The 19,788-nt window shown below is 67.9% G+C and carries 22 protein-coding genes; 12 read left to right on the top strand and 10 right to left on the bottom strand.

Features of this window, described 5'->3' with window-relative positions:
- Positions 1-10: 10 nt before the first annotated feature.
- The 5 genes from ACIBK2_RS42945 to ACIBK2_RS42925 form a co-directional block, all read right to left on the bottom strand.
- Positions 11-544, bottom strand: coding sequence for a hypothetical protein (locus ACIBK2_RS42945; RefSeq protein ID WP_396976514.1), 534 nt, complete (start codon positions 542-544; stop codon positions 11-13).
- 244 nt (positions 545-788) lie between these two features.
- The gene (locus tag ACIBK2_RS42940) at positions 789-1,484 is read right to left on the bottom strand and encodes a methyltransferase domain-containing protein (RefSeq protein WP_396976512.1); all 696 of its coding nucleotides are present in this window, start codon (positions 1,482-1,484) and stop codon (positions 789-791) included.
- A gap of 178 nt (positions 1,485-1,662) precedes the next feature.
- Positions 1,663-3,705, bottom strand: a complete 2,043-nt coding sequence (locus tag ACIBK2_RS42935) for an ATP-dependent DNA helicase (RefSeq protein WP_396976510.1) — start codon at positions 3,703-3,705, stop codon at positions 1,663-1,665.
- Between the two features lie 55 nt (positions 3,706-3,760).
- Positions 3,761-4,327 (bottom strand): isochorismatase family protein, encoded by a 567-nt coding sequence (locus ACIBK2_RS42930; RefSeq protein ID WP_396976508.1) that lies wholly within the window; start codon positions 4,325-4,327, stop codon positions 3,761-3,763.
- Between the two features lie 73 nt (positions 4,328-4,400).
- Positions 4,401-5,654, bottom strand: coding sequence for a nicotinate phosphoribosyltransferase (locus ACIBK2_RS42925; RefSeq protein WP_396976572.1), 1,254 nt, complete (start codon positions 5,652-5,654; stop codon positions 4,401-4,403).
- Positions 5,655-5,875: 221 nt separating this feature from the next.
- On the opposite strand from ACIBK2_RS42925, the gene clpS reads away from it, so the two are divergent.
- The 10 genes from clpS (at position 5,876) to rdgB (ending at position 12,902) form a co-directional block, all read left to right on the top strand.
- Complete coding sequence (gene clpS / locus ACIBK2_RS42920) at positions 5,876-6,226, top strand: ATP-dependent Clp protease adapter ClpS (RefSeq protein WP_357390609.1); 351 nt, start codon at positions 5,876-5,878, stop codon at positions 6,224-6,226.
- A 22-nt stretch (positions 6,227-6,248) separates the two neighbouring features.
- Positions 6,249-6,818, top strand: coding sequence for a DUF2017 domain-containing protein (locus ACIBK2_RS42915; protein WP_396976505.1), 570 nt, complete (start codon positions 6,249-6,251; stop codon positions 6,816-6,818).
- 121 nt (positions 6,819-6,939) lie between these two features.
- Positions 6,940-8,004 (top strand): P1 family peptidase, encoded by a 1,065-nt coding sequence (locus ACIBK2_RS42910; RefSeq protein WP_396976503.1) that lies wholly within the window; start codon positions 6,940-6,942, stop codon positions 8,002-8,004.
- Positions 8,005-8,104: 100 nt separating this feature from the next.
- Positions 8,105-8,527 carry a Mov34/MPN/PAD-1 family protein gene (locus ACIBK2_RS42905; protein WP_396976501.1) on the top strand — a complete coding sequence of 141 codons (423 nt, stop codon included), beginning with the start codon at positions 8,105-8,107 and terminating at the stop codon, positions 8,525-8,527.
- A gap of 33 nt (positions 8,528-8,560) precedes the next feature.
- Positions 8,561-8,833 carry a MoaD/ThiS family protein gene (locus ACIBK2_RS42900; protein WP_379289581.1) on the top strand — a complete coding sequence of 91 codons (273 nt, stop codon included), beginning with the start codon at positions 8,561-8,563 and terminating at the stop codon, positions 8,831-8,833.
- 7 nt (positions 8,834-8,840) lie between these two features.
- Positions 8,841-9,803 carry a PLP-dependent cysteine synthase family protein gene (locus ACIBK2_RS42895; protein ID WP_396976498.1) on the top strand — a complete coding sequence of 321 codons (963 nt, stop codon included), beginning with the start codon at positions 8,841-8,843 and terminating at the stop codon, positions 9,801-9,803.
- 99 nt (positions 9,804-9,902) lie between these two features.
- Entirely contained in the window at positions 9,903-10,640 is a 738-nt protein-coding gene (locus tag ACIBK2_RS42890; protein WP_396976496.1) for a rhomboid family intramembrane serine protease, read from the top strand.
- 69 nt (positions 10,641-10,709) lie between these two features.
- The gene (locus tag ACIBK2_RS42885; RefSeq protein ID WP_396976494.1) at positions 10,710-11,474 is read left to right on the top strand and encodes a cyclic nucleotide-degrading phosphodiesterase; all 765 of its coding nucleotides are present in this window, start codon (positions 10,710-10,712) and stop codon (positions 11,472-11,474) included.
- A 42-nt stretch (positions 11,475-11,516) separates the two neighbouring features.
- Positions 11,517-12,287 (top strand): ribonuclease PH, encoded by a 771-nt coding sequence (gene rph / locus ACIBK2_RS42880; protein ID WP_357390625.1) that lies wholly within the window; start codon positions 11,517-11,519, stop codon positions 12,285-12,287.
- A gap of 3 nt (positions 12,288-12,290) precedes the next feature.
- Complete coding sequence (gene rdgB / locus ACIBK2_RS42875; protein WP_396976491.1) at positions 12,291-12,902, top strand: RdgB/HAM1 family non-canonical purine NTP pyrophosphatase; 612 nt, start codon at positions 12,291-12,293, stop codon at positions 12,900-12,902.
- Between the two features lie 99 nt (positions 12,903-13,001).
- Here the strand turns inward: rdgB and ACIBK2_RS42870 are convergent, their stop codons facing one another.
- The 3 genes from ACIBK2_RS42870 to ACIBK2_RS42860 all read right to left on the bottom strand — a co-directional run bounded on the left by ACIBK2_RS42870 (position 13,002) and on the right by ACIBK2_RS42860 (position 14,833).
- Positions 13,002-13,385 (bottom strand): DUF3817 domain-containing protein, encoded by a 384-nt coding sequence (locus tag ACIBK2_RS42870; RefSeq protein ID WP_396976489.1) that lies wholly within the window; start codon positions 13,383-13,385, stop codon positions 13,002-13,004.
- Positions 13,382-13,831 (bottom strand): transcriptional regulator, encoded by a 450-nt coding sequence (locus ACIBK2_RS42865; protein ID WP_396976487.1) that lies wholly within the window; start codon positions 13,829-13,831, stop codon positions 13,382-13,384. The genes ACIBK2_RS42870 and ACIBK2_RS42865 overlap by 4 nt, the downstream gene beginning before the upstream one ends.
- A gap of 126 nt (positions 13,832-13,957) precedes the next feature.
- Positions 13,958-14,833 (bottom strand): oxidoreductase, encoded by an 876-nt coding sequence (locus tag ACIBK2_RS42860; RefSeq protein ID WP_396976485.1) that lies wholly within the window; start codon positions 14,831-14,833, stop codon positions 13,958-13,960.
- Positions 14,834-15,183: 350 nt separating this feature from the next.
- On the opposite strand from ACIBK2_RS42860, the gene ACIBK2_RS42855 reads away from it, so the two are divergent.
- Complete coding sequence (locus ACIBK2_RS42855) at positions 15,184-15,828, top strand: TetR/AcrR family transcriptional regulator (RefSeq protein WP_396976483.1); 645 nt, start codon at positions 15,184-15,186, stop codon at positions 15,826-15,828.
- Here the strand turns inward: ACIBK2_RS42855 and ACIBK2_RS42850 are convergent.
- Both ACIBK2_RS42850 and ACIBK2_RS42845 read right to left on the bottom strand, forming a co-directional pair.
- Positions 15,813-16,187 (bottom strand): hypothetical protein, encoded by a 375-nt coding sequence (locus ACIBK2_RS42850; protein ID WP_396976481.1) that lies wholly within the window; start codon positions 16,185-16,187, stop codon positions 15,813-15,815. The genes ACIBK2_RS42855 and ACIBK2_RS42850 overlap by 16 nt on opposite strands.
- A 294-nt stretch (positions 16,188-16,481) precedes the next feature.
- Positions 16,482-17,633: an RNA-guided endonuclease InsQ/TnpB family protein gene (locus tag ACIBK2_RS42845; RefSeq protein WP_396976479.1), complete on the bottom strand. Its 1,152-nt coding sequence runs from the start codon at positions 17,631-17,633 to the stop codon at positions 16,482-16,484.
- Positions 17,634-17,743: 110 nt separating this feature from the next.
- On the opposite strand from ACIBK2_RS42845, the gene ACIBK2_RS42840 reads away from it, so the two are divergent.
- Positions 17,744-19,777 (top strand): DHA2 family efflux MFS transporter permease subunit, encoded by a 2,034-nt coding sequence (locus tag ACIBK2_RS42840; protein WP_396976477.1) that lies wholly within the window; start codon positions 17,744-17,746, stop codon positions 19,775-19,777.
- Positions 19,778-19,788: the final 11 nt, after the last annotated feature.

Genomic DNA, 19,788 nt, shown 5'->3' with positions numbered 1-19,788 from the left:
TTCGGCTCGGTTACAGACTGACCGTGGCGATCTTGCCAATAGCGGGGGCGCCCAGAGTTTGCAGGCTGGTGCGGGCTGCGGTGTTTTCCGCGGTTGTCGCGGCGTTGGACAGCTGAACGTCGCCGCCGGTGGCCGCCTTCGCGGCGGTCGCTGCGGCGGCACGAACCGAGGGGCCGAGGTCGGTGCCCGGCTTCCAGGTGCCGAGAGCCTCGATCACCGCACTGGCCGCCGCGGCGGCGCTCTTCGCGGCGGCGGCGGGAGTTGTCGCTTTGTCGGCGTCTTCGGCGAACCGCTCGGCTGCGGCGGCGCCTTGCGGCGTCGGGCAGTCGGTGTGGGGTGGGACCGGATATCCGGGCCGGTGACATCCACTAGCGGGGATGAACTGGCCGTCGCTGCCCGCCGTTTGGGCGGTCTCGATGGCAACGGCCCGTGCCGCGGCACTGTGCGCGCGCAGCTGTGCTTGCTGCAGCAACGCGGCGATGGTCGACGGGGCAGCGATGGGGGCGGCATGGGCGGGAATGGCCAGGCCGGCCGGAGCCAGCACTATGGCGCATGAAGCAGCGAAAGCAAACGTGGACCGTGCGGCGCGCATGCGTGTTCTCCAAGGTTGATGGGGTTCGAGCTGGTGGTCTTGCCACGTTCGGCACTGGCACAGCAGGCCAGGGAGACTCGGCCAGATCAGGGATCAACCTCGGATCAGCGCGCTCGACCCGTACCGTCGGTGCGGGACGTCAATAGGTGTTCGGAGCCGACGCCGCTGTGGATGGAAAGCGTTTCAGCGCCGATAATCAGGGACGCAGCACGAGCACGGTATTCGCCCCGTGATGGAATTCGTAGCTGATCTCGCGGAGTCCGGTGCGAATTCCTTTGTCTTCGAGTTCCTTTCGGAGATATGCGACCAGTTCGTCCTGATGATTACCGACGTGGTCGACCAGGGGATAGGCGCGGATCTCGCCCGCGCAGACCCGGGCCAGCTCCAGCAGGGCCTCGAGGTGGAAGTCGGCGGTCAGCCGGTCGGCGTAGGTGAACAGCAGGTGGGAGCTGAGGACCAGGTCGAAGCTGTCGTCAGGGAAGGGGAGCGACGGCAGTTCGGCGGCGACGTAGCGTTCGGGATGCGCGGTGAGGTCGGCGCCGAATCGGCGGGCGGCGGCGTGGCGCATCGCGTGGTGCTGGCGCGGGCCGCCGTACCAGTCCCACCGGTATCTTTCCGAATGTGCCGTGGCCCAGTCGCTTCCGCGATCGGTCTCGCTGAGTGCGAGACTGCGCAGCTCATCGGGTGGGCGGGCGTAGATCGGATCGGTGGCGGTGATATCGGCGCCGAGTGCATTCGCCTCGGCCGTGAAACTCGCTGCGCCGCCTGGGCAATCGAGAATTCGGCCGTGCAGATCGGCGTCGGTAAGGGTGAATATTGCGCGATACTCGGCCAATGATCTTGCGCTGACCAGAAATTCGCCTAGGACGTCACTGTCGGAAGGGTGCTTCATCTGGAAACGGTCTCATGCGCGGACCGGACATGTGGGGAGAATTTGTGGTGTCCCCGCGCCGCGTGCAGGGCTTGGCGCGGGGACCGCCGATACATTCGGTGAGGGAATTGGGGTTCACCGAAGTACCACCCTTAATTTACTTCTGTTCGGAAGTATGCGCAGGCTAATGTGGCCTGTTTCACACTGCGTTTTCGGTGAGTCGTTTCAGCGCTTTCACCACGACCTCCGGGTCGGACGTCTCCCAGTACGGCGGCAGCGACGCGCGCAGGTAGCCGCCGTAGCGGGCGGTGGCCAGCCGGGAATCGAGAATCGCGACGACGCCGCGGTCGTCGACGCTGCGCAGCAATCGGCCGGTGCCCTGGGCGAGCAGCAATGCAGCGTGGTTGGCCGCGATCGCCATGAACCCGTTGCCGCCGCGCGACTCGACCGCGCGCTGCCGGGCGGTGAGCAGCGGATCGTCGGGTCGAGGGAACGGAATTCGATCCAGGATCACCAGGCTGAGCGACGGGCCGGGCACGTCGACGCCCTGCCACAGCGACAGCGTGCCGAACAGCGAGGTCTCCGGATCGTCGGCGAACTTGCGGACCAGCGCGCCGGTCGAATCGTCGCCCTGGCACAGCACCGGTGTGTCCAGCCGTTCGCGCAACGCCTCGGTCGCCGCCTTGGCCGCGCGCATCGAGGAGAACAGCCCGAGCGTGCGACCGCCCGCGGCCGTGATGAGCTTCTCGATCTCGTCCAGGTAGGCGGGGGCGAGCCCGTCGCGGCCCGGCGCGGGCAGGTGCTTGGCGACGTAGAGGATGCCGGACTTGGCGTGGTCGAACGGCGAGCCGACGTCGAGCGAACTCCAGCGCACCTTGTCGGCGTCGCTGGGCGCCTGGGCGCCGTTGGCCATGCCGGGATCGGCCTGGTTCGACGATTGCGCGGGCAGTCCCCAGGTGATCGCGAGTCCGTCGAACGAGCCGCCGATCTGCAGCGTCGCCGAGGTGAGCACCACCGTCGCGGTGCCGAACAGCCTGCTGCGCAACAGCCCGCCGACCGACAGCGGCGCCATCCGCAGCGAGCGCCGGGCGACGCCGCGCATCTCCTCGGCGGACAGCCAGATGACGTCGTGGCGTTTCGCCGGATCCGGTTCGTCGAACGCGGTGAGCGCGCGCACCGCGCTGTCGTGGATCTCGTCGATCGCGGCCAGTGCCTGGGTGCGCGCGGCGGCGGTCTCGACGTCACCCTGCTGGGTGGTGCCGCCCTGCGGCGCGAGCGCGGTGCGCGCGTTCCACGCGGCGTCGCGGACCAGCGCGAGCACCGGGGCGACGCCGTCGGGCAGCCGTTCCCAGCGCGCGGCGGGCAGTTCTTCCAGCACGTCGTGCCAGGCCTCGGCGGCGCCCTCGAGGCGATCCACCTCTTTTTCGTCGATGAGCTTGGCGCAGCGGCGCGCGGCCGCGCTGATCGCGGACGAGGCCAGATCGGCGGTAGCCACACCGGTGACCCGGTCGACCAGTTCGTGTGCCTCGTCGATGACGACCACGTCGTGCTCGGGCAGCACCTGGATGCCGCTGATCGCGTCGATCGCCAGCAGCGCGTGATTGGTCACCACCACGTCGGCCTGCGCGGATTCGGCCCGGGCCTTCTCGGCGAAGCAGTCCTGACCGAACGGGCAGCGCGACTTGCCGAGGCATTCGCGCGAGGACACGCTCACCTGTTTCCAGGCGCGATCGGTCACGCCGGGCACGATCTCGTCCCGGTCGCCGGTCTCGGTGTCGGAGACCCACTCGTTGAGCCGCTGCACCTCGCGGCCGAGCCGGGAGATGGCGAACGCGTCGAACAGCTCCGCCTCCGGCTCCTCCGGAATCACGCTGTTGATCTTGTTCAGGCACAGATAGTTGTTGCGGCCCTTGAGGATCGCGAACTTCGCCGCGCGCCCGAGCGGCTTGCTCAGCGCCTCGGACAGCCGCGGCAGATCGCGATCGACCAGCTGGCGCTGCAGCGCGATGGTCGCGGTCGACACCACCACGGTGCGCCCGGTCCGCACCGCGTGCCGCAGGCTGGGCACCAGGTAGGCGAGCGACTTGCCGGTGCCCGTTCCGGCCTGCACGGCTAGGTGCTCCTTGGTGTCGATCGCGTGATCGACCGCGGTCGCCATCGTCACCTGCCCGACGCGTTCTTTCCCGCCGAGCGCCTGCACGGCAGTGGCCAAAAGGTCGGGGACGGCGGGGAGTTCGGGCACGCGAGCAGCCTACTGCCCGATACCGACACCGGACGCGGGCGTTGTGCTGATCGGTCTACCCGGAAACGCTTCCTTCGAGGTCGACGCCCGCGGCGCGCATGCGGTCCAGCGCGGAGTCGGTGGTGTCGCGGGCGACCCCGGCGGTCAGGTCGAGCAGGACGCGGGTGTCGAAGCCCTCGATCCTGGCGTCCAACGCGGTGGCGCGGACGCAATGATCGGTGGCGATGCCGACGACGTCGACCGCCTCGATGCCGTGGTTGTGCAGCCAGTCGGCCAGGGTAGTGCCGTCCTCGGCGGTGCCTTCGAAGCCGGAGTAGGCGGCCGAATACGCGCCCTTGGAGAAGACCTCCTGAACGGACGCGGTGTCCAGGTTCGGATGGAAATCCGCGCCCGGAGTTCCGACGCGGCAGTGCGGCGGCCAGGAGTCGATGTAATCGGGATGCGTGGAGAAGTGATCGCCGGGATCGATGTGATAGTCGCGGGTCGCGACGATCGCGGCGTAGTCCGCGGCCGCGAGGTGCTCGCTGATTCGGGTCGCGACCGCGGCACCACCGGCGACGGCGAGCGACCCGCCCTCGCAGAAATCGTTCTGGACATCGACGATGATCAGGGCCCGGGTCATGCTGACCTCCCGCGGTTGAACTGAGTACCCGTAATGCATTGTGCCGCTCGGCCCGACGGCAGGCCCAGCGGGCTCAACTCACGAACGTGGTCGGCACGGCGGGCTCACCGGCAGACAGTTTCAAACCCTCCCACGGCAGGCTGATCAGCCCGTGCGCCACGTGGTCCCGGCTGTCCGACAGCGTCGGCAGATCATCGACGAGCTTGCCGCCGCGCACCAGCGGGACGAGCAGTTCGCGCGCCTCGAACCCGTTCACCTCGGGCGCGGGCCCGGTCGCCGGATAGACGATCTCCTCGACGATCGTCCCGGTGCCCTTGGACAGCCGGATCGCCTTCTTGGTCCCGCCGCGCGATTCCTTGTGACTGCTGCGCTTGGCGACCGGCACCCCGTCGACCTCGACCAGCTTGTAGACCATCCCCGCGGTCGGCGCGCCGGACCCGGTCACCAGCGAGGTGCCGACGCCGTACACATCGACCGGCTCGGCCCGCAACGCGGCGATGGCGTACTCGTCGAGATCGCCGGACACTACGATGCGCGTCTTGGTCGCACCGAGCCCGTCCAACTGATCACGCACCTGCCTGGCCAGCACGCCGAGATCGCCGGAATCGATTCGCACGCCACCCAATTCGGGACCCGCCACCTCGATCGCGGTCGCGACACCCTGGGTGATGTCGTAGGTGTCCACCAGCAGCGTGGTGCCGATGCCGAGCGCCGCGACCTGACTGCGGAACGCCTCCGCCTCGTGCTCGCCGTCAGCCCCACTGTGCAGCAGCGTGAATGCGTGCGCGCTCGTACCCGCGCCCGGCACTCCGTAGCGGCGCACCGCCTCCAGATTGGAGGTGGCGTCGAAGCCTGCCAGATACGCGGCACGCGAACTATCCGGCGCGGCGAGTTCGTGGGTGCGCCGCGACCCCATCTCGATCATCCGCCGCCCGCCCGACGCGCTCACCATCCGCGCGGCGGCCGAGGCGATCGCGCTGTCGTGGTTGAGGATCGACAGGGCCAGCGTCTCCAGCACGACGCATTCGGCGAAGCTGCCGCGCACCGAAAGAATGGGGGAGCCGGGGAAATACAGCTCGCCCTCGGCGTAGCCGTCGATGTCGCCGGTGAAGCGGTAGTCGCGCAGCCAGGCCACCGTCTCGGCGGGCAGGAACGGCTCGATCACGGCCAGCTCCGCCGCGCCGAACTGGAAGCGCTCCAGCGCGTCGAGCAGTCGACCGGTGCCAGCGACCACGCCGTAGCGCCGCCCGTGCGGCAGGCGGCGCGCGAATACCTCGAAGGTGCAGCGGCGGTGCGCGGATTCGTCGGCCAGCGCGGCGGCCAGCATGGTCAGTTCGTACTGGTCCGTCAGCAGTGCGGTGCTGGTGACGCCGTCGCGGTTGTCCACGCTGCCAACTGTAGACAGACCGGTCGTTTATAGCGCTTGCGGAGCGCGGAATGCCCGGGCCGGAGCATCATAGGGGCCGCCCGTTCAGCGAGTCGGGAAATGCTCGAATCGGGGCTCGGCGGGGTGTTGCTCATTCGGAGTCGAGTCGTACCCTTGACGTTATGGCCTTGTGCAACACAGTCCGAGGTGGCGTCGTGGTGGACGCCGTGGACGCGACACTGTCAGCGGCACAGGCGACCCCCGAGGCGGTCGAATACACCGAGATCTTGGAGGCAGAAGATCGCCCGTGGGTCACTGTGGTCTGGGACGACCCGGTCAACCTCATGCACTACGTCGCCTACATCTTCCAGAAGCTGTTCGGCTACAGCAAAGCCAAGGCGACCGAGCTGATGCTCTGCGTGCACAACGAGGGCAAAGCCGTGGTGTCGTCGGGTTCGCGGGACAAAATGGAACATGACGTCCAGCGACTACACGCCGCGGGACTCTGGGCGACCATGCAGCGGGACGACTGACCAAGACGACTACCCTGACGCCGTGCGGAAGTGGAGCAGGAAGAACTCGCTGAGCGGCCTCAAACTGCGATCCGAGATGGACGCACGTGAGGCCAATGTGTTGCGCTCGCTGGTCGGTGCCGTCTCCGGGTTACTCACCGAACGAGCCGACACCGCGCCCGAAGACGAACTGGCCGCGCTGACCGGGCTGCGCACCGGCAACACCGTCGCCCCCGACGATCCGCGACTGCGCAGGCTGCTGCCGGACTTCCACCGCAGCGAACCCGGTTCCCCCGACGCCGACCGCGCCGACCTGAACAGCGCGCTGCGCGGGCTGCACGAGCCGGAGATCATCGACGCCAAGCTGGCCGCGGGCAGCGTCATCCTGAGCACCGTGCCCACCTCCGGCGGCAAGATCGTGCTCACTCCCGAACAGGCCGACGCCTGGCTGACCGCACTCACCGACGTGCGACTGGCCCTCGGCACCGTGCTCGGTATCGACGCCGACACCCCCGACCATCTCGCCTCGGACGACCCGCGCGCACCGCACCTCGACGTGTACCACTGGCTCACCTGGATGCAGGACTCGTTGCTGCAGGCGCTGGCTCCCTGAGTGCCGCGTTCGCTGGAGTGTCGGCGAGGTCGCGAGACCGCGCCGGCCGGACAAGACAGGTAGAACAGAACCTGTACGCGCGTAGATCGAATATCGCCGCGACCGAGCGTCAGGAGCAACTGTGCAGGTGCAAGCCGGGCAACGTAATTCGCTCACCGATGTATCCGGCCTCTTGGTCGGGCATCACAGCGCGCTCGACCCGGACGCGACGCTCGGCTCCGGCGCGGCGACCGGGACCACCGTCATTTACGCGCCGGGCGGCGCGACCGCCGCGGTGGATGTGCGCGGCGGTGGGCCGGGCACCAGGGAAACCGACGTGCTCGATCTGGCCCGCACCATGCGTCAGGCCAACGCGATCGTGCTCACCGGCGGCAGCGCCTACGGCCTCGCGGCCGCCGACGGCGTCATGCGCTGGCTCGAGGAGCACAGCGAGGGCATCCCGATGGACCCGACCAACCCGAGCCGGGTGGTCCCGATCGTGCCGGGCGCGGTGATCTACGACCTTCCGTTGGGCGCGTGGGACATTCGGCCCACCGCCGAGTTCGGCTATCAGGCCGCGGCCGCCGCGTCGCTCGATTTCGCGCGCGGCGTGGTCGGCGGCGGCGTCGGCGCGCGAGCCGGTTCGATCAAGGGCGGTGTCGGCACCGCGAGCGTGGTGCTCGGCGACGGGCTGGCGGCCGGGGCCACGGTGTCCGCGCTGGTCGTGGCGAACGCGGCGGGCTCGGTCTTCGATCCGCGCACCGGGCTGCCGTGGGGCGTCGGCACCGACGGGCCGGAGTACTTCGGCTTGCGGCCCCCGACCGCCGAACAGCTGGCGCGCGCGAACGCCTTGCCCGCGAAAAGCATGCGGCTCAACACGACCATCGGCGTGGTGGCCACGGACGCGCCGCTGGACCCGATCGGCTGTCAGCGGCTGGCGATGACCGCCCACGACGGACTCGCCCGCGCGATCCGGCCCGCGCACGGACCGTTCGACGGTGACGCGTTCTTCGCCCTGTCGACCGGCACCTGGCAGCCGCCTGCCGCGAGCTTCGCGCTGCCGCCCGCGTTCCCGCCGGACATCCTGATGGTCGATCTGCTCGGCACCGCCGCGGCGCTCTGCGTGGAACGCGCGATCGTCGACGCGATCCTCTCCGCCGTGTCCGTCGGGGAAGTCCCTGCGTATAGCGCGCTATTTCCCCGCTGAACGCGGGGAATCCGGGACCAGCCGAAGCGCTCGGGGAATAGCCGAATATTCTGACTCGTTGTCGACAGCAATAGGTCGGCATTGCGGAAAGGTTTGACTCGTGCTGGTGATCAGGGCCGACCTCGTGGAGGCAATGGTGGCGCACGCGCGCGCCGATCACCCCGACGAGGCGTGTGGCGTTATTGCCGGTCCTGAGGATTCCGATCGTCCGGAGCGCTTCGTGGCCATGGTCAATGCCGAACGCTCGCCTACCTTTTATCGTTTCGATTCCGGTGAACAGCTCAAAGTCTGGCGCGCGATGGACGACGCCGACGAGACTCCGGTGGTGATCTACCACTCGCACACCGCTACCGAGGCGTACCCGAGCCGCACCGATGTGTCCTACGCGTCCGAGCCGTTCGCGCACTACGTGCTGATCTCCACCCGCGACCCCGAGCAGCACGAGCTGCGCAGCTACCGGATCGTCGACGGCGAGGTCACCGAGGAGCCGGTGCGGATCGTCGACGCGTACGAAACCGCCTGAACCGATGCTTGTTCGTGAAACCGAGGAGTTCTCATGCCGGTAACCGTGTCCATCCCGACCATCATGCGTGGCCTCACCGGAGGGGAGAAGCGCGTGCAGGCGCAGGGCGCCACGCTCAGCGCACTGATCGATGACCTCGACGCGAACCACCCCGGGCTGGCCGAGCGGCTACTCAAGGACGGCAAGCTGAACCGCTACGTCAACATCTACGTCGATGACGAGGACGTGCGTTTCTCCGGCGGCCTCGAGGCCGAGGTGCCCGCCGACGCGAGCGTGACCATCCTGCCTGCCGTCGCCGGCGGCTGACCCACTCGTGGCGCGTTATGAATCGCTGATCGCGACCCTCGGCAACACCCCGCTGGTCGGCCTGCGCACGCTGTCCCCGCAGTGGGACGGCGAGAACCATGTGCGGCTGTGGGCCAAGCTGGAGGATCGCAACCCGACCGGTTCCATCAAGGACCGGCCTGCGTTGCGGATGATCGAGCAAGCTGAGACGGACGGCCTGCTGACGCCCGGCTGCACGATCCTGGAGCCCACCAGCGGCAACACCGGCATCTCGCTGGCCATGGCCGCCAAGCTCAAGGGCTACCGGATGGTCTGCGTGATGCCGGAGAACACCTCGGTGGAGCGGCGTCAGCTGCTGACCATGTTCGGCGCGCGGATCATCGATTCTCCGGCCGCGGGCGGCTCCAATCAGGCGGTGGCGCTGGCCAAGCAGATCGCCGCGGAGAATCCGGACTGGGTGATGCTGTACCAGTACGGCAACCCCGCCAACGCGCTGGCACATTACGAAACCACCGGCCCGGAGATCCTGGCCGATCTGCCGGAGATCACCCATTTCGTCGCGGGCCTCGGCACCACGGGAACCCTCATGGGCACCGGCCGTTTTCTGCGCGAGAAGGTGCCGAGCATCGAGATCGTGGCGGCCGAACCGCGCTACGGCGAGCTGGTCTACGGGCTGCGCAACATCGATGAGGGCTTCATTCCCGAGCTGTACGACGAGTCGGTGCTGACCACCCGTTTCTCGGTCGGCCCGTTCGACGCGGTCAAACGCACTCGCGAGCTGGTCTCCGAAGAGGGCATTTTCGCGGGCATCTCGACCGGCGCGATCCTGCACGCAGCGCTCGGTGTCGCCCGCAAGGTCGCGAAGGCGGGCAAGCGCGCCGACATCGCGTTCGTGGTCGCCGACGGCGGCTGGAAGTACCTGTCGACCGGCGCGTACGACGGCACCCTGGAAGAGGCCGAGGAACGACTCGACGGCCAACTCTGGGCCTGACGCTCGCCCTTGTCTACCCCGGTACCCTCGGAATAGTGGGATGACGGCTCGCGCATGAATTAGCGACCGTCGTTACTCCTGCTCGACGAGGAGGCTGCGATGACCGGCGGTTCGGGAATCGGTTCGTCATTCGACCCCGATCGGATCGCGGCGATCCGTGCCCAATTGGGGAAGCCGGGCGCGCCGGCACCGCGAACTACGGCGAACGCCCCGGCGAAGTCGAACAACTTCACCGCCGTCAAACAGACGTGGCTGCGTGCCGGCGTTCTGATCGCCGGTTTCGTGGCGCTGCTGTACGGCATCGAAGGCGTCGACACCCTCGACCACAACCAACTCGACAACGCCGGTATTCACCCCCGCACGGCCGACGGGCTCCCCGGCATCCTGTTCGCCCCGGTCCTGCACTACGGCTGGCCCCACCTGATCGGCAACACCCTGCCGGTCCTGGTCCTCGGCTTTCTCGTGCTGGCGGCCGGTATCGGCCGCGGTCTGGCCGCCACCGCGGTCATCTGGATCGTCGCCGGCGTAGGCACCTGGCTGACCGGAGCGTCGGGCAGTACGCACCTCGGCGCGTCGGTCCTGGTGTTCGGCTGGTTGACGTTCCTGATCTCGCGCGGCTGGTTCGCGCGCAACATCGGGCAGATCGTGCTCGGACTGGTCGTTTTGGCCATCTACGGGTCTGTGTTGTGGGGTGTATTACCCGGCCAACCTGGAATCTCTTGGCAGGGCCATCTTTTCGGGGCGATGGGTGGACTGCTCGCAGGCTGGGTACTCTCTGGTGATGCACGCCGAAATCGTCGCGGGGATCAGGCTGGAATCATTGCGTCGCCACGGTGATTCTGCGGCTCGGAACGGAATGTGGGGGATCCTTTCTTGACTGAGAATTCGTCGTGGCAGCATGGGGGAATGCGCCTCACCGTCCTCGGGTGCTCGGGCAGCGTGTCCGGCCCGGACTCCCCAGCGTCGGGCTATCTGCTGACCGGGCCGGATATGACGCCCGTGGTGATCGATTTCGGGCCCGGCGTACTCGGCGCGCTGCAGCGCTACGCCGACCCCGGTGAGGTCGACATCTTCCTCACCCACCTGCATGCCGACCACTGCCTCGATCTGCCCGGCCTGCTGGTCTGGCGGCGCTACCACCCGACCCCGCCGGTCGGCCGGGCCATCGTGCGCGGCCCGTCGGACAGCGCGCTGCGCATCGGCAACGCCTCGGCCGAGGTCGGCGGCGAATGCGACGACTGGTCCGACGTGATCGACCACCGGCCGTGGACCGTCGGCGAGGAGATCGAATTCGGGCCCGGACACACCGTGTCGGCGCGCCGGATGTTCCACCCGCCGGAGTCCTACGGTCTGCGGATCGTCACCGCCGCCGGACGCACCTTCGTCTACACCGGTGACACCGCGATGTGCGACTCGGTCCATGAACTCGCCAAGGGCGCCGACATCCTGATGGCCGAGGCGTCCTGGACCCACGATCCCGCGAATCGCCCACCCGGCATTCATCTTTCGGGCACCGAGGCAGGCCAGATCGCCGCACAGGCGGGCGTCAAGGAACTCCTGCTCACCCACATCCCGCCGTGGACCTCCCGCGAGGACGTCATCGCCGAGGCCAAGGCCCAGTTCGCCGGACCCGTGCACGCCGTCGCACCGGGCGAGACCTTCGACCTCTGACCGGTTGCCTGTTCGCCCACTGCCATCCCCTAGGCTGTGCCCGTGTCTAGACGAGCCGATGGCAGGGCGGACGACGAACTCCGCGAGGTAAAAATCACCCGTGGATTCACCACGCATCCAGCCGGTTCGGTGCTGGTCGAGTTCGGTCAGACGCGGGTGATGTGCACCGCGAGCGTGACCGAGGGCGTGCCGCCGTGGCGCCGCGACTCCGGACTGGGTTGGGTCACCGCCGAATACGCGATGCTGCCCGCCGCGACGCACACCCGCAGCGGACGCGAGTCGGTGAAGGGCAAGGTCGGCGGCCGCACCCAGGAGATCAGCCGCCTGATCGGCCGCTCGCTGCGCGCCTGCATCGACCTGGCCGCCATCGGCGAGAACACCATCGCGATCGACTGCGACGTGCTGCAGGCCGACGGCGGCACCAGGACCGCCGCCATCACCGGCGCGTATGTCGCGCTCGTCGACGCGATCACCTACCTGGCCGCCAAGGGCGTGCTGGCCGACCCGCAGCCGATCTCCTGCGCGATCGCCGCGGTGAGCGTCGGCGTCGTCGACGGCCGGGTGCGCCTCGACCTGCCCTACGAAGAGGATTCGCGCGCCGAGGTCGACATGAACGTGGTCGCCACCGATACCGGCACCCTGGTCGAGATCCAGGGCACCGGCGAGGGCGCCACCTTCCCGCGCTCCACGCTGGACAAGATGCTCGACTCCGCCCTGGTCGGCTGCGAGCAGATCTTCGCCATTCAGAAGGAAGCCTTGGCGCTGCCGTATCCCGGCGTGCTGCCGGAGCCGTCCGAGTCGAAGAAGAAGTAGCCGATGGCGCGCCGGGTGCTGGTGGCCAGCCGCAATGCCAAGAAGCTGAACGAACTGCGGCGCATCCTCGCCGAGGCGGGCATCGCGGGGATCGAGATCGTCGGGCTGGACGACGTGCCCGCCTACGACGAGGCGCCGGAGACCGGCGCGACGTTCGAGGAGAACGCGCTCGCCAAGGCTCGGGACGGTGCCGTCGCCACCGGATTGGCCTGTGTCGCAGACGATTCCGGCATCGAGGTGGACGCGCTCAACGGGATGCCCGGCGTGCTCTCGGCCCGCTGGTCCGGTCGGCACGGCGACGACGCGGCCAACAACGCGCTGTTGCTCGCCCAGCTCGGCGACGTGCCGGACGAGCGGCGCGGGGCCCGGTTCGTCTCGACCTGCGCGTTGGTCGTGCCCGACGGCGCGGAAATCGTGGTGCGCGGCGAATGGCCGGGCACGGTCGGCCGGAAACCCTTGGGCGACGGCGGCTTCGGCTACGACCCGCTGTTCATCCCCGAGGGCGGCGACACCTCCGCCGCCCAGCTGACCCCCGCCGAGAAGGATGCGGTCTCGCACCGTGGTCGAGCGCTCACTCAGCTGCTCCCCACGTTGTCCGAGCTCGCTGAAGCCTGACCAACAGAGCTCCTAACGTAAAGCCGCACACCCGATCTGCTGGGTGTGCGGCTTTATATCCGGGTATGTCGGCTCGCGCGAGGGTCGCCTGTCGGCGGACTAGACGCCGAAGTCCTGCTTGACCTTCTTCGCGTTCACGTGCTCGACGAAGAACGACAGCAGCGGGATGGTGCCCGCGAGCAGCGTGCCGACGGTGCGCAGCACCGGCCAGCGCACCTTCACCGCGAGGTCGGCGGTGACCAGCAGGTAGATGAAGTACACCCAGCCGTGCACGACCGCGATCCAGCTCGGGGTGTGCACGTCGAAGCCGTACTTGGCGATCATCTCGCCGGTGAGCAGCAGCAGCCAGAGGCCGGTAATCCAGGCCAGCGTGCGGTAGCGCAGCAGCGCTGACTTGATCTTGGCGGTGCTTACCCCGCGAGCCGGGGTGCCCTCGGTGGCCGGTGCCGCAGTGCTCTCGGTGGACTTCTCGCTGGCGGTCAACCGGCGCTCCTCTCGGTGTCGCGGGCCTGCAGGCCCGCCTCGCGGACCTGATGATCGATGTCTTCGGCGTGCAATGCGGCCAGATACTTGTTGTATTCGGCGAGCGCGGGATCCTCCTCGCGCACCGCCTTCGGCCGCTCCGGCAGCAGACCCGCCGGAATCTCGCGCGGCGCAACAGCTTTCGGAGCGCGCCTAGGCTTCTCGCCGGGGTTTTCGTCTTCCTCGGCCTCGCGTTCCAGCCGGACGAACCGGAAATAGGCGAACACCGCGAACGCCGCGAACAGCGGCCACTGCAGCGCGTAGCCCAGATTCTGGCCGGTGCCGCTGGTCGACTCGAACCGCTCCCACTGCCACCAGGCCAGCGCAAGGCAGCCGAGCGCAGCGACGATCACCAGCGCGATGAGGGCCGGGCGATTGTGTGCCGAGCGGCGGGGTGAAGCGGACACGGCTACTACGGTACCCGTCTACTACACGGTCCGTAGGACCAGGTCGACGGTCGGAATCCCGCCGTGATCATGGTCTCGGCCGGACACGCGACGACCCGCCCGCAGCGCGCGGGCGGGTCGGTCGGTTCAGAACTTGTAGGTGACCCCGGTCAGCCGCTCGGATTCCTCCCAGAGCCGCTTCCAGAGTTCCTTGTTCTTCGACAGCCGGCTCGACGGCGACGACTCCACCGGACCCTGGGTCTGGAAGAACCGGCGCGGACCCCAGTAGACCTCCGGATCGGCGTCGGGCATGGTCGCGGCGAACAGCGACGAGTGCGCGGCCTTCTTCGGCGGATGGCCGATGATCGCGACGAACGGCTTGATGATCCGGTCGATCGGCGTCTCGGTCCTGGCGAACAGATCGGTGGCCGAGACACCGGGGTGCACGCCGTAAGACCGCTTGCTCGAACCGGATTCGGCAAGCCTGCGCTGCAGTTCCCTGGCGAACATCAGGTTCGACAGCTTGGCCTGCGCGTAGGCGAGATTGCGCTGGTAGCGCCGGTTCTCGTAGTTGAGATCGTCGATCCACAGCTTCGGGGTCTGCTTGTGCGCGATGCTGGCCAGCGTCACCACCCGGTCGCGGATGCGGTCGAGCAGCAGGCCGGTGAGCGCGTAGTGCGCGAGATGGTCGACGCCCCACTGGGTCTCGAAGCCGTCCTTGGTCCGCGAGAACGGGACGTTCATCAGCCCGGCGTTGTTGATCAGCACATCGAACTCGGCCTGCTCGTCCGCGAACTTGCGGACCGAGGCCAGGTCGGATAGATCCAGCTCGGCGACGCGGACGTCGCCGGTGATGCCGTCGGCGACCGCCTTGGCCTTGGCCGCGTTGCGGCAGGCCATGATGACGGTCGCGCCGTTGGCCGCGAGGACCTCGGTCGTCACGGCGCCTAACCCGCCGTTCGCGCCGGTGATCACGAAGGTGCGTCCGGTCTGATCCGGGATTTCAGAAGGTTTCCACGCCATGAATCAACCTTACTCTGGAGTAAGTTCCTGGGGAAGGGTTTCCCCGCGATCTGCTGTCGAGTGTCTCAGACGGAGGTGATCGCCGTCACTCGGTCGAGCGCACAGCCGCAAGAGAGCACAGTCGTATGAGATAACAACAGCGCGCTGCGCCGACTGCCAGGCCCTCGCTACAGATCACATTCTGCCAACCCAGAGTTCACTGAGCGTCTGCTGCCGATTGGTTGCTGGAACGCCGCCGGGAGGACGCGGCTCGGTTCGGGCCTCGCACGGCGCACGCGGGATCGTCCGCAGCTGGCGCAGACGTGCCTGATCACGATGGTCGCGGCGGCCGCTCCGATACGGTGGAAGGCGTGACCATCGTTGGCAGGCAGTACGGCGGACGCGCCGTCACGGAACGCAAGGCCGAACGCCGCCTGCGCTTCCTGGACGTGGCGACCCGGATCTTCGCCGAACGCGGCTACGCGAACTGCTCGCTGGCCGACGTCTGCGCCGCTGCCTCGCTGTCCAAGCGGCAGTTCTACGAGGAATTCCAGACCAGGGAAGACGTGCTGGTCGCCGCCTACGACCGGATCCAGGACGACGCGGCCGCCGTGCTGGCCACGGCACTGGCCGAGCTCGACCCGCGCTTCGACATGACCGCGGCGATGACCGCGACGGTTTCGGCCTTCCTCGGCTCGATCGGCTCGGACCCGTATCGCGCCAAGGTCGCCTTCATCGAGGTGGTCGGCGTCAGCGACCGGATGGAGCGGCATCGCCGCGAACGGCGGCACGTCTGGGCCGCGACGCTGGAGACCAGCGTGCTGCCGACGGTGGCGCCCGGCGCCCGCATTCGCGGCGGAAGTGCCTGGGGCGCAAGCGCTCTCATCGGCGCGATCAACGGCCTCGCGCACGAGTGGGTGCTGGCCGATCCGCGCCCTTCGGTCGGTGAGCTGGTGGAGTTGCTGGTGCCGATCGCGCTGTCACTGCTGGAGATGCCCGATCAGCGCACGGCGTAGCCGGCCAGCGACGGGGCGAGCGCGTCGAACGCCGTGCCGATGTATTCGATGATGGCCGTGGCGATTTCGTCGTTCGACTGACCGTGCAAGGTGCGGCGCATGGTCTCCTCGAACAGCACCCGGTGCACTCCGCCTAACTGAGCGGCCGCCACCCGCGGCGTGATATCCGTTGCCGCCGCGCCGGTTTCGGTGGCGAGGGTGTCCGCGAGCGCCTGCTCGCGCTCCTCATGGAATTCGCGCAGCCGCGCGACCAGGGCGGGACTGTCGCTGATGAGCTTGGCGAACTCCGGACCGGAGAAGCCGACCACCGGATCCTGTCCGGCCGCCGCGGTCAGGTAAGCGGCCCGCAAAGCAGTCAAGGCGGACTCGCCCGGTTCGCGCTCGCGGACGATGCGCGCGAGCCCTCGCGGCGCTGACCGAACGTCAAGCTGAGGTGATAGCCCTGCGAAAGGCATGGCCAAGCTACGGCAACCGGCGCGCGCCAGGGTGCTCGAAGGGTTGCTCGGCCGGCCGACCCGTCGCCCGACCACCACCCCCATCGAGTCGCTTCGCGACACTGAGCTGCTGCCGTGTCGCTGGACGGACAGGCTGGCGGATGAAGACCATACTGTTTCCTTAGCGCTTCCCCTACCTAGCGGCGGGAGATTCACAGCTCAGACTGCAACCGAAGTACCCGCACGAGGGAGGTGATCCGCTTGTCTCATGTCCTCGACACTGTTGTGGCCGCGTTCTGCCACAACCAGAATCACTCTGGCAGCGTTCCGATCCCGACTAGCGGTGTATCCGCAGTCGAGACACTGGAAGGTTCTCTCGCGCAGTTCGAGTCGCTTGGCTCTCGCGAAACAGTGACTGCACGTCATCGTCGTATAGGCGGGCTGAACCAACACCACCCTCCGGCCAGCCCGCACACCACACTCGATCAATGCCCGCTTCGCCGCCCCGATCGCCGCATCCGCAGCCTTCCGGGCCATCGTGGACTTCGCCAGAAACTTCGGCCGGAAATCCTCCACCGCGACCAAGCCATGGTTGGTGACAACGCGGTTGGCCCACATCCGCGAGTCATGCCGGGTTTGTCGGGCGGCCTTCTTGTGCAATTTCGCAGCCTCACGCGCGGCCCGCTGGTAACCGCGAGACTGCGGACCATGTTTGCTGCGGTGCCGCCGCGCCATCCGGCGTTGCGCTTTCGCCAGTTCGGCCGCGCACCGCTTCCGGTACCCCCGAAACGGCAGATCGAATGCGGCATCAGTGGTCGTAGCCGTGACACGCACACCCCAGTCGATACCGATACCGCCCTCAGCTACGGGCACGGGTTCGACCTGACGCCGCACGACGAACGAGGCGTACCAATGCCCCAAACTGTCTCGAGTGATACGGACAGAGGTCGGGTCCGACGGCAATTTCCGCGACCACACGACCGGGATGCTCACCCCTTTGGGCAGGGTCAGCCTGCTGTCGCGGATCCTGAACCCACGCACGGTGTATTCCAGCGACGGCGGCGCCTTCTTCCGCGGTTTGAAAGCCGGGCGACCGCGCCCCTTCACCTTGAACGAAGCCTCGAGGGCCCGCGCATAAGTACGCAGCGTTTGCTGCTGGGCGACCTGCGACCCAGCCCGCAACCACTCGGTCCGCCCGCGCGCTTCGGTCAGCAACTTTCCCAGCCTGCCGAAGGTCGGACGGGCACCCGACTTTTGTTGATGCACAGCCTCATTCCAGAGAAAACGGCACCGATCCCATTCCGCGACAAGGGCCCGCTCCGCCTGCACACCAGGTCGCAGCCGGTAGCTGTAGCCGACCACTTCCTCCATACCCGACAACCTAACCGGCACCACCGACAAATCCGCGCGACCCAATCCTTGAAAGGAGGATGGCGCTTCCGCTCCCCCGCGAATACAGGAGTATCCGCGCCAAACACCCAATGACCGGTGCAGTCGCTGTCGCCGAGAAAGCACCCGAGCCGATGAGCCGGGCGAAGATCAACATTGTGTTCGCCACGATTGTGCTGGGCATGTTGCTGGCGGCGCTCGATCAGACGATCGTGTCCACCGCGCTGCCGACGATCGTCGCCGATCTCGGCGAGGCCGGGCATATGGCCTGGGTGGTCACGGCGTATCTGCTTGCCGAGGCGGTGGCGACCGCACTGGCGGGCAAGCTCGGCGATCTGTTCGGCCGCAAGCTGATCTTCCAGCTCAGCGCCTTGATCTTCATCGTCGGCTCGATGATCGCCGGCCTGGCCAACGGGATGACGCTGCTGATCATCGCCCGCGGCATTCAGGGCTTCGGCGGCGGCGGACTGATGGTCACCGCGATGGCGCTTATCGCCGACACTATCCCGCTGCGCCAGCGCGGTAAGTATCAGGGCGCACTCGGTGCCGTCTTCGGCGTCACCACGGTGATCGGCCCGACGCTCGGCGGCCTGTTCACCGACCATGCGAGCTGGCGCTGGTGCTTCTACGTCAACGTGCCCATCGCGATCATCATGATCGTGATGTCGGCCCGCACCATTCCGCGGGTGCGCGCGGTGATCAAGCCGATCATCGACTACGCGGGCATCGGCCTTGTGGCCGTTGCGGTTTCCACCCTCATCCTCGGATTGGAATGGGGTGGCCAGGAATACGCGTGGGGCTCGACGATGATCCTCGGGCTGTTCGCGGCGTCGGTGCTGTTGTTCGCGGCGTTCGTGGTGGTGGAGTTGCGGGCCGAGGAACCCATGCTGCCGATGGGATTGTTCCGCAGCAGAGTGTTCACGGTGTGCTCGATCCTGAGCTTCATCTGCGGCTTCGCGATGCTCGGCTCGATCACCTATCTGCCCGCGTATCTGCAGTACGTGGACGGGGTTTCGGCGACCATGTCCGGCGTGCGCTCGCTACCGCTGGTGGCCGGGCTGCTGGTCACCTCGATCCTGTCCGGCCAGGTGGTCGGCAAAACCGGCCACTACCGGTACTTCCCGATCGTCGGCACGCTGGTGATGGCGCTCGGGCTGTATCTGATGTCGACCATGGGCCGCGACACCGGCATCTGGGAAGAGTCGCTGTACATGCTGGTGCTCGGTCTGGGCATCGGCCTGACCATGCAGGTGCTCACCATCGTCGTGCAGAACACCGTGCCGTACGCGCAACTCGGCACCGCGACGTCCGGCGTCACCTTCTTCCGCACCCTCGGAAGTACTTTCGGCACAGCGATTTTCGGCACGCTGTACAGCAACGAGATCGGGCCGAATCTGCGTGACGCGCTGGTCCAGGTGAAGGTGGTGCCGCCGGAGGTCGCAGCGAATCCGCAAGCGCTGCAAAAGGTTCCGGAGGAGGTGGCAGCGCCGATCATCGATGCCTACGCCAACACCATCGACCACGTCTTCGTCTGGGTGGTCCCGGTCGCGCTGGTCGGTTTCGTGGTCGCCTGGTTCCTCAAAGAAGTGCCGCTGCGTGACAGCGCCCGAACCAGCGCGGGCGATGTGGGCGAAGGCTTTTCGGTGCCCGACTCCGCGGACCGGGTGGTGCAGCTGGAGCGGGCCATCGCCGGAACGATGCGCAAGGAACACGCCGAGGGGCCGATCGGTCCGCGCATCCTCGCGGACGCGGGCAGCACGCTCAGCCGCGGCGAGGCCTGGGCGCTCGGCCAGGTCTACCTGCGTGATCGGGTCGAGGGCGGGGCCACGCTCGACGCGGTCGCGCGGGCGCACAAGCTGCCCGACGACGTGCTCGCGCCGATCTATCGCCGGGTCGCCGACAAGGGCTACCTCGTCGACGACGGCCGCGAACTGCGGCTGACCGATCAGGGCCAGGCCGAACTGGATCGGGTGAAGGCCGCCTGGCGCCGCTGGCTCGACAGCAGGCTCGACGACTGGAACAACGACGACCCCGCCGACCGTGCGCTGTTCGACCAGGCCCTGGACAACCTCGCCGCCAAGCTGCTCGAACAAGAGGCCGGCGAGCACGAACCCGCCCGCACCTGAAATCCGCCCGC

Origin of the sequence: Nocardia sp. NPDC050175 (genome assembly GCF_044459885.1) — a bacterium.
Taxonomy (GTDB): Bacteria; Actinomycetota; Actinomycetes; order Mycobacteriales; family Mycobacteriaceae; genus Nocardia.
The sequence above is the reverse complement of the archived record's forward strand: the minus strand, read 5'-3'. Positions and strand labels throughout refer to the sequence as shown.